This is a genomic window from Caulobacter sp. GW821-FHT05F04 (genome assembly GCF_059419665.1).
This window is the reverse complement of the sequence record NZ_JBWKSF010000017.1, coordinates 25,406-32,846: the sequence shown is the minus strand read 5'-3', so window position 1 is coordinate 32,846 and position 7,441 is coordinate 25,406. Positions and strand designations below refer to the sequence as shown.

The window sequence follows — 7,441 nt, the reverse complement described above, 5'->3', positions numbered from 1 at the left end:
CGCCGTCAATGCCAAGCTCGGTGGTCCCCACCATGGTGACGGTCCATTCCAGGGAGGGCTTCATGTCGACCAAGCTCGTCACGCCGCTAAGGTCGCTTGCTCCAATCGCCGCCGTGGGCGCGCTCGCCGCCTGGAGCGTGGCCTTGTTCCAGGCCCTGCCGCGTCTCATGGCTGGCCCGCTCTGTAGCGCGCGATCCGACCCGTTCTCGCTCGCCGGACATTGCCCCGCCTGCTACGTCGCCGCGGCTTTGACCCTGGTCTTTCTGGCGAGCTTGGCGAGTCCGGCGCCATCGGCGCGCGCGATCCCGACCGGGCGATCTTCGCGGCGATGACCCAGGAGGTCGGCGCGGCTGGCCTGAACATCCCATCCTTCAACGGCGACGATGTTACGCGCGCCTTCGCCGGCGCCTACCTGCCGCTGTGTCGCGCCTTGCGCGAGGCCGGCGCGATCGATCCCCACGCCCTGGCGGTCCGTATCCTGGCGCGGCTTGGGCCGGAGCGCGAGGCCTCGTGGGCGATGCTGGCGATCTCACTGGCCCACGTGCTGATCCAAGAGGCCGAAACGTCGCGCGGTTAGGTCTGGCCGCGCGCCTGATCGTCCTGCCGGCCCCCCTGGATCACGCGCAGCGCCGCGTCCTTAGTCGCGTCGAACAAGGACTCCGAAAGCGCGACAGCCTCGTTCGGTCGGGGGCGACGCAGAACGGCCTGCAGGGCGGCGATCAGCGCCGCGCTTGAACTGACTTCCCCCGCCGGCGCGTAGAACCCCATGGTGTCGGCGAGCTTGCCCCGATCGAGGACCCCCGCCGCTTCGAGTTCATCGCACAGCGGCAGGTAGGTCGCCGCCATCAGCTTGACCAGGTCGTTGGCGCTGAAGGTCAGCGCGCCTGGCCGGTCCTCGGATCCGCTCATGTCTTCAACCTTCCTGCTGGCGCCGCGGCCGATCGATTTGAAAACTCATCTCTCGCCTTCGGCACCCAGTGATGCGGGCAGAATCGCTTTCATAGGTCAAATCGCCCGCTAAGAGCGACGTTTCTATTTCCCATTTTGAGTATTGATCTGAAATCTGTGCTTCTAGTCGTTGGTTATGAATTTTTATCCGTGGCGAGGATCGCCCCCAATATATGGGCGAGGGGATTTAGGTTAGTGTGTCGGGGATAAATACATAGACCTGATTTCGGCGACCTCTGAAGGCGGCGGGGAGGGCGGCGACACGCCGCGCGAGAGCGGCTCGGCTTCGCTCACCAGCGCCCCCAGGTCGCCAGGAGGCCTACCGCCGCGGCGGTCATCACCAAGGTCGCGAGCCACCCGACGACTTTCAGCCCCGGGTGAAGCTTGAACGAGCCCATGACCGCGCGGCGGCTGGACATATGCATCATCAAGGCCATGATCGGAACGGCGACGATCCCGTTGATCACCGCGCTCCAGAAGAGCGCCTTGATGGGGTCGATGGGGCTGAAGTTGAGCGCCGCGCCGATCAGCGTGGCCACCGCGATGGCGCCGTAGAACGCTTTGGCGCGTCTCGGTTTTCGGGCCAGGCCCACGTGCCAGCCGAACGTCTCGCCCAAGGCGTAGGCCGAGGAGCCGGCCAGCACGGGCAAGGCCAGCAAACCGGTGCCGATGATCCCCAGGGCGAAGACGAAGAACGCCAGCGGACCGGCGATGGGCCGCAAGGCTTCGGCCGCCTGGGCCGAAGTCTGGATGTCGCTGACCCCGTGGGCGTGCAAGGTCGCCGCCGTGGTTAGGATGATGAACAGGGCCACGGCGTTGGAGATCGCCATGCCGACATAGGTGTCGATGCGGATGCGTCGAAACTCCGCCGGCGCCTGATCGGGCGCCCGCAGCAGGGGCTTGGCGTCGACACGCTCCCTGACCTCCTCGACTTCCTCTTCGGCCTGCCAGAAGAAAAGGTAGGGACTGATCGTCGTTCCCAGCAGCGCGACGATGGCCGTCAGATAGTCCGCGTTGAAGGTCACGCTCGGCAGGACGAGGCTGCGCGCCACCGTTTGCCAGGGAATCTGGACGACGAACGCCACGCCGACATAGGCGAACAGCGACAGGGTCAGCCACTTGAGGACAGACACGTAGCGGGAATAGCGCGAGAAGACCTCGAGAAGCACCGAGACTAGGCCGAAGAGGGCGACATAGAGCAGGGCGGGCCCGCCGATCAGCAGCTTCAGAGCCGCGGCCATGGCGCCCAGGTCCGCTCCGAGATTGATGACATTGGCGCTGACCACCAGAAGGACCACGGCGTAGACCATGCCGCCCGGATAGTGGCGCTTGAGGTTGCCGGCGATTCCCCGCCCCGTGACCCGGCCGATTCGGGCGCTGATCTCCTGGATCGCGCACATCAGAGGCCAGCTGAACAGCATCACCCAGGTCAGGCCGAAGCCAAATTGCGCGCCCGCCTGCGAGTAGGTGGCGATGCCGCTGGGATCATCATCCGAGGCTCCCGTGATCAACCCCGGACCGAGGACCCGCAGGAGCTTGGGCCGTTCGGGCTGCTTGACGGCGGCGTGATCAACGGCGTCGATCATCAGGTCCTCGTGATATTGATCAGGATCAGGGCGGGCCCTTATCCTATGGTCAGGCTTGTGTCTTGAATGTGGGCTCGGAGCTTGGTCATGAACGTCGACGCGATGCACGTCCAGGTCGCCCGGAACCCGACGCCTGGCGCCCGCGGCGCCCTTCGGATTCCAGTTCGTCTGGCCTTGAGCCTACTCCCGCTGGTCTTCGGCGGGGCCTTGGTCGCCGCGCCCGCGGCGGCCAGCCCGCCAGAGCTTGTGGCGCGAGGCCAGGCCATCGTCGAGCGCGACTGCGCCGGCTGTCACGCGGTGGGCCGGACCGGCGACAGTCCCAATCCTCAAGCCCCGCGCTTTCGCCAACTGCATGAACGTTATGATGTCGAGGCGCTGAGCGAGGCCTTGACCGAGGGCTTGACGGTCGGTCACGGACCGATGCCCGAATGGTCGTTTGGGCCGGCCGACAACGCCGCGATCCTGGCCTACCTGAAGACCCTCGAGACGCCGACCAAGGGCAAGGTCAAGCCGGCTGCTCCACGGATCCCATGAAACCGTCGCGCCAGCGAGTGGCTCCGCTCAAGAATATCTGACCTGGACAAAGGAAATCTCCGGGGCTGGGCGAAGAAAATATGGATCGCGCCCGGCGGCCCGTTTTGACGGGCGTCAATCGTCCGGTCGGCGCTCGCCGGGCTCCGTACAAATGCGGATGCCGGCGCGACGAGAGGCTCGCTAGCGTCGTCTCCAGGCGCTTTGCCGACCGTGGAGGCGATGATGAAGAACGTTCTGCTTTTCGTGCACCAGGACGAAGGCCAGGAAGCCCGCCTGCAGGCGGCCCTGGATGCGACGCGGGCTTTGAAGGGGCATCTGAGCTGCATCGACGTCACTCCCATCACGGTGGTCGCCGGCGACGATGGCGGTCAGGTCCAGGCGCTGCTCCTGGTGGAGGAGCGCAAGCTCGAGACGGCCAATCGCGTGGCCCTGATGGCCCGATTGACCGAAGAAGGCCTGCCCTGGGACTGGATAGAGAGCACGGGCGACGTCGCCAACTGCGTCCTGGATGCGGCGGGCCTGGCCGACCTGATCGTGATCAACTGCAAGCGCGACACCTTCATGCGGATTGAGCCCCGGGCGATCGCCAGTTCGACGGTGATGGGCGCGCGTTGCCCGGTCTTGGCCGTACCCGACGCCGCGCGAGGCTTCGACGCTGGCGGCCACGCCGTCGTGGCGTGGGACGGCTCGGCCTCGGCCATGGGCGCGTTGCGCGCGGCCACGCCTCTCCTGCGCCTGGCCGGATCGGTGACCATTTTCAACGCCGACGACGGCGGCAAGGGCGCGCCCGAAGAGGCGGCCGCGGTCTATCTGTCGCGCCATGGCGTCCACGCCTCTATCGAGCGGGCCTCCGCCCATGGCCAGCGCGCCGATGCGGCGATCCTCAAGGCCTGCGCCGACCAGCACGCCAGCTACTGCGTGATGGGCGCCTATGGCCAGGGCCGGTTGCGCGAGGACCTGTTCGGCGGCGTCACCCGCGGCATGCTCGCCGCCGAGCGCCTGCCGCTCGTCCTGGGTCGCTGAAGCTGGAACATCCAGAGCGTGGCTGGCGCCGAATCGGCGGCCCCCACGCTCAGTGGGCGAAGAATAGGTTCAGCGCCCGGCTGTGGGCGATCAGCGACTTGGTGACGCCGCCCAGGACATCTTCGCGAAGGCGCGAGTGTTCGAAAGCGCCAGCCACCAGCAGACCCGCGTCCCAGGATCGCGCCTGACGAACCAGGCCATCATATCGGCTGAGGCCATCACGGGTTTCGACCTCTATCTCGCGGACGCCATGGCGGCGAAGATAGGCGACCAGTCGTTCGGGTGCGGCGACGGCCCGCTCGCTGGCGCGCAGGTGGGCCGGATCCTGGAGGATGACCACGCGCGTGGCCGCCTTGAGCAGTGGCATGGCGGCGCGCACGGCGCGCGCGGCCGCCGGACTGCCGTTCCAGGCGATGGCCGCGCCGAGGCCCAACTCTCCGGGCGCGCCGCTGATCACCAGGACGGGGACCTGGGCGCGAAGGAGGGCGTCGGCCATCAGTCCGCTCCAAGATCCCAAGGCCTGCAGCGTCATGCGGCCAACGACCACCAGATCGGCGAACGGCGCGAGGGCCGATAGGTCCAGCGCGTGCGCCGACTGCTCCTCGACCAAGACGATGCGGCCGGCGTCCGGCTCGACGCCCGGGCCCGATTGTCCGGTGATCTCACGGGCCATGGCCTCGACATCGCGACGCAGCTCCGCCCGCGCGTTGTGGGCCGCCTCTTGCAACGCGGGCGAAAAGCCAAGGCCGTTCTGACCTGGAGCGGGGTCTCCGACCACCGCGAGGGGCGGGGCCAGGACCACATTGACCTGCCCTTGGGCGGCGCGCGCCAGCTCGGCGGCGGATGCAAGCGTCAGGGCGTCGTCGTCGGCGCCGGTGAGAATGGTCAGAATGCTGGCATAGCTCATGGCGAGATCCTCATGCCGCGAGCTTGGGGCCGCGTGCTGGCGCGCCCTTGCGCTAAGTCAAGTTCCTCCGCATCGTCAGGAACCGGCGCGGTTGTCTACGGGACATTGCGGATGCCGCGCGGGCGCATGCGCCCGTCAACATCACCAGCGCCCGTCGGCTGAGCCATGCGGCCGCGTCGCGGTTGTCCGGCCATGGCGGCGCGAAACCTATGGAAGACGCGGCTCCGTCGAGACGTTGACGCGGCCCGCGTGGTGAGGTCGACGAATGAACGCCCAAGAGCCAAACGCGACCACCAGTTCGCCCGCCCCGGCGACGCCGCCTGGCGCGCTGGTCTTCACCTGTCCCATGCATCCCCAGGTGCGCCAGGCCGGCCCCGGGCTTTGCCCGTTCTGCGGCATGGCGCTCGAACCGATTTCGACATCGGGCGATCCGCCGCCCAACGCCGAACTGGCCGACATGACGCGGCGCTTCTGGATCGGCTTGTGTCTGGCCCTGCCGGTCTTCACGCTGGAGATGGGCGCCCACCTGATGGGGCATCATCGGTGGGTTGCGCCGATGGTTTCCAATCTGATCCAGTTCGCTCTGTCGACGCCCGTGGTGCTGTGGGCCGGCTGGCCGTTCTGGGTGCGCGGCTGGCGGTCGGTGGCCAGCGGCCGGCTCAACATGTTCACCCTGATCGCCATGGGCGTGGGCGTGGCCTACGGCGAGAGCCTGGTCGGCCTGTTCGCGCCTCGGCTGCTGCCGTCTGGCGCGCGCGACGCGATGGGCGCGACGCCGGTCTATTTCGAGGCCGCCGCGGTGATCACCGTCCTGGCCCTGCTGGGGCAGGTCCTGGAGCTTCGCGCGCGCGAACGAACATCCGGGGCCATCCGGGCCCTGCTTGACTTGGCGCCCAAGACGGCGCGCCGGGTCAAGGCGGACGGGAGCGACGAGACCGTGACCCTGGATCTCGTGTCGGTCGGCGATCGCCTGAGGGTCCGTCCAGGCGAGAAGATTCCGGTCGACGGCGTCCTTGTCGAAGGCCACGTGACGATCGATGAGTCGCTGATCACCGGCGAGTCCATGCCGGTCACCAAGGCCGCTGGCGATCATGTGGTCGCTGGCGCGATCAATCGGACCGGCGCTTTCGTCATGCGCGCCGAGAAGGTCGGGTCTCAAACCCTGCTCGCGCGGATCGTGCAGATGGTCGAGCAAGCCCAGCGCAGCCGGGCGCCGGTGCAGCGGACGGCCGACCGGATCTCGGCCTGGTTCGTGCCGGCGGTCATCGGCGTCGCGCTCGCGGCCGCCGCTGCCTGGATGGCTTTCGGACCTCAACCCCGTCTCGGCTATGCCCTGATGGCGGCGGTTTCGGTGTTGATCATCGCCTGTCCCTGCGCGCTCGGGCTGGCGACCCCGATATCGATCATGGTCGGGATCGGCCGCGGCGCGCGCCTGGGCGTGCTGATCAAGGACGCCGAGGCGCTGGAGCGGCTGGAGAAGATCGACACCCTGGTCGTCGACAAGACCGGAACCCTCACCGAGGGGCGTCCGGCGGTGACGGCCCTTGAGCCCGCCGAGGGTTTCGACGAGGCGCGGCTGCTGCGCCTGGCCGCGAGCCTGGAGCGCGGAAGCGAACACCCGCTGGCCGAGGCCATCCTGGCCATGGCTCGCGATCGCGGCCTGGCTCTGTCGGAGCCCGCGCAGGTCGACTCGCCGGTGGGCCTGGGCGTGCTGGGCCTGGTCGATGGCCAGCGCGTGGCGGTCGGCGGGCCCCGGCTCATGGCCCAGGAAGGCGTCGAGGCGGCGCCGCTCGCGGCGCGGGCCGAGGCGCTGCGTCGCGGCGGCGCGACGGCGGTGTTCGTCGCCGTCGATGGGCGGCTGGCTGGCGTGCTGGGGATCGCCGATCCGATCAAGGCGACGACTCCCGCGGCCCTGGCGGCCTTGGCCGCTGATGGCGTGCGCGTGGTCGTGGTGACGGGAGACAACCGCACCACGGCGCTGGCCGTGGCCGAGCGGCTGGGCCTTCGGGAGGTCGAGGCCGACGTCTCGCCGCAGGACAAGGTGAAGGTGGTGGCGCGCTTGCGGGCGCAGGGACGTCTGGTGGCCATGGCCGGCGATGGCGTCAACGATGCGCCGGCTCTGGCGGCCGCCGAGGTTGGGGTGGCGATGGGGGCGGGCGCCGACGTCGCTATTGAAAGCGCGGGGGTGACCCTGGTGCAGGGCGACCTGCAAGGCATCGTCAGGGCCAAGCGGCTGTCCCGGGCGGTCATGCGAAATATCCGCCAGAACCTGGTGTTCGCCTTCGCCTACAATCTCGCCGGCGTGCCGATCGCCGCGGGCGTGCTCTACCCGGCGTTCGGCATAACGCTGTCGCCGGCGATCGCGGCGCTGGCCATGGCGCTGTCGTCGGTGAGCGTGGTGGCCAACGCCTTGCGCCTGCGTGGGGCGCGGCTCTGAGCGGCG

The 7,441-nt window shown here is 68.6% G+C and carries 7 protein-coding genes; 4 read left to right on the top strand and 3 right to left on the bottom strand.

The window, feature by feature from the left end:
* Nucleotides 1–220: 220 nt before the first annotated feature.
* The gene (locus AC07R7_RS25700; RefSeq protein ID WP_492888820.1) at nt 221–577 is read left to right on the top strand and encodes a hypothetical protein; all 357 of its coding nucleotides are present in this window, start codon (nt 221–223) and stop codon (nt 575–577) included.
* Here AC07R7_RS25700 and AC07R7_RS25695 read toward each other — a convergent pair.
* Nucleotides 574–909, bottom strand: coding sequence for a hypothetical protein (locus tag AC07R7_RS25695; protein ID WP_494637190.1), 336 nt, complete (start codon nt 907–909; stop codon nt 574–576). The two genes, AC07R7_RS25700 and AC07R7_RS25695, sit on opposite strands and share 4 nt — an antisense overlap.
* Before the next feature lie 329 nt (nt 910–1,238).
* Complete coding sequence (locus AC07R7_RS25690; RefSeq protein ID WP_494637188.1) at nt 1,239–2,534, bottom strand: NRAMP family divalent metal transporter; 1,296 nt, start codon at nt 2,532–2,534, stop codon at nt 1,239–1,241.
* Between the two features lie 87 nt (nt 2,535–2,621).
* On the opposite strand from AC07R7_RS25690, the gene AC07R7_RS25685 reads away from it, so the two are divergent.
* Both AC07R7_RS25685 and AC07R7_RS25680 read left to right on the top strand, forming a co-directional pair.
* Nucleotides 2,622–3,068 (top strand): c-type cytochrome, encoded by a 447-nt coding sequence (locus AC07R7_RS25685; RefSeq protein ID WP_494637186.1) that lies wholly within the window; start codon nt 2,622–2,624, stop codon nt 3,066–3,068.
* A 222-nt stretch (nt 3,069–3,290) separates the two neighbouring features.
* A complete protein-coding gene (locus tag AC07R7_RS25680; protein ID WP_494637184.1) occupies nt 3,291–4,091 on the top strand; it encodes a universal stress protein in 801 nt (266 codons plus the stop codon).
* Nucleotides 4,092–4,140: 49 nt separating this feature from the next.
* Here the strand turns inward: AC07R7_RS25680 and AC07R7_RS25675 are convergent, their stop codons facing one another.
* Nucleotides 4,141–4,998 carry a universal stress protein gene (locus AC07R7_RS25675; protein WP_494637182.1) on the bottom strand — a complete coding sequence of 286 codons (858 nt, stop codon included), beginning with the start codon at nt 4,996–4,998 and terminating at the stop codon, nt 4,141–4,143.
* 265 nt (nt 4,999–5,263) lie between these two features.
* Here AC07R7_RS25675 and AC07R7_RS25670 point away from each other — a divergent pair, with 265 nt between their 5' ends.
* Nucleotides 5,264–7,435: a copper-transporting P-type ATPase gene (locus tag AC07R7_RS25670; RefSeq protein ID WP_494637180.1), complete on the top strand. Its 2,172-nt coding sequence runs from the start codon at nt 5,264–5,266 to the stop codon at nt 7,433–7,435.
* The last annotated feature ends 6 nt before the right edge of the window (nt 7,436–7,441 follow it).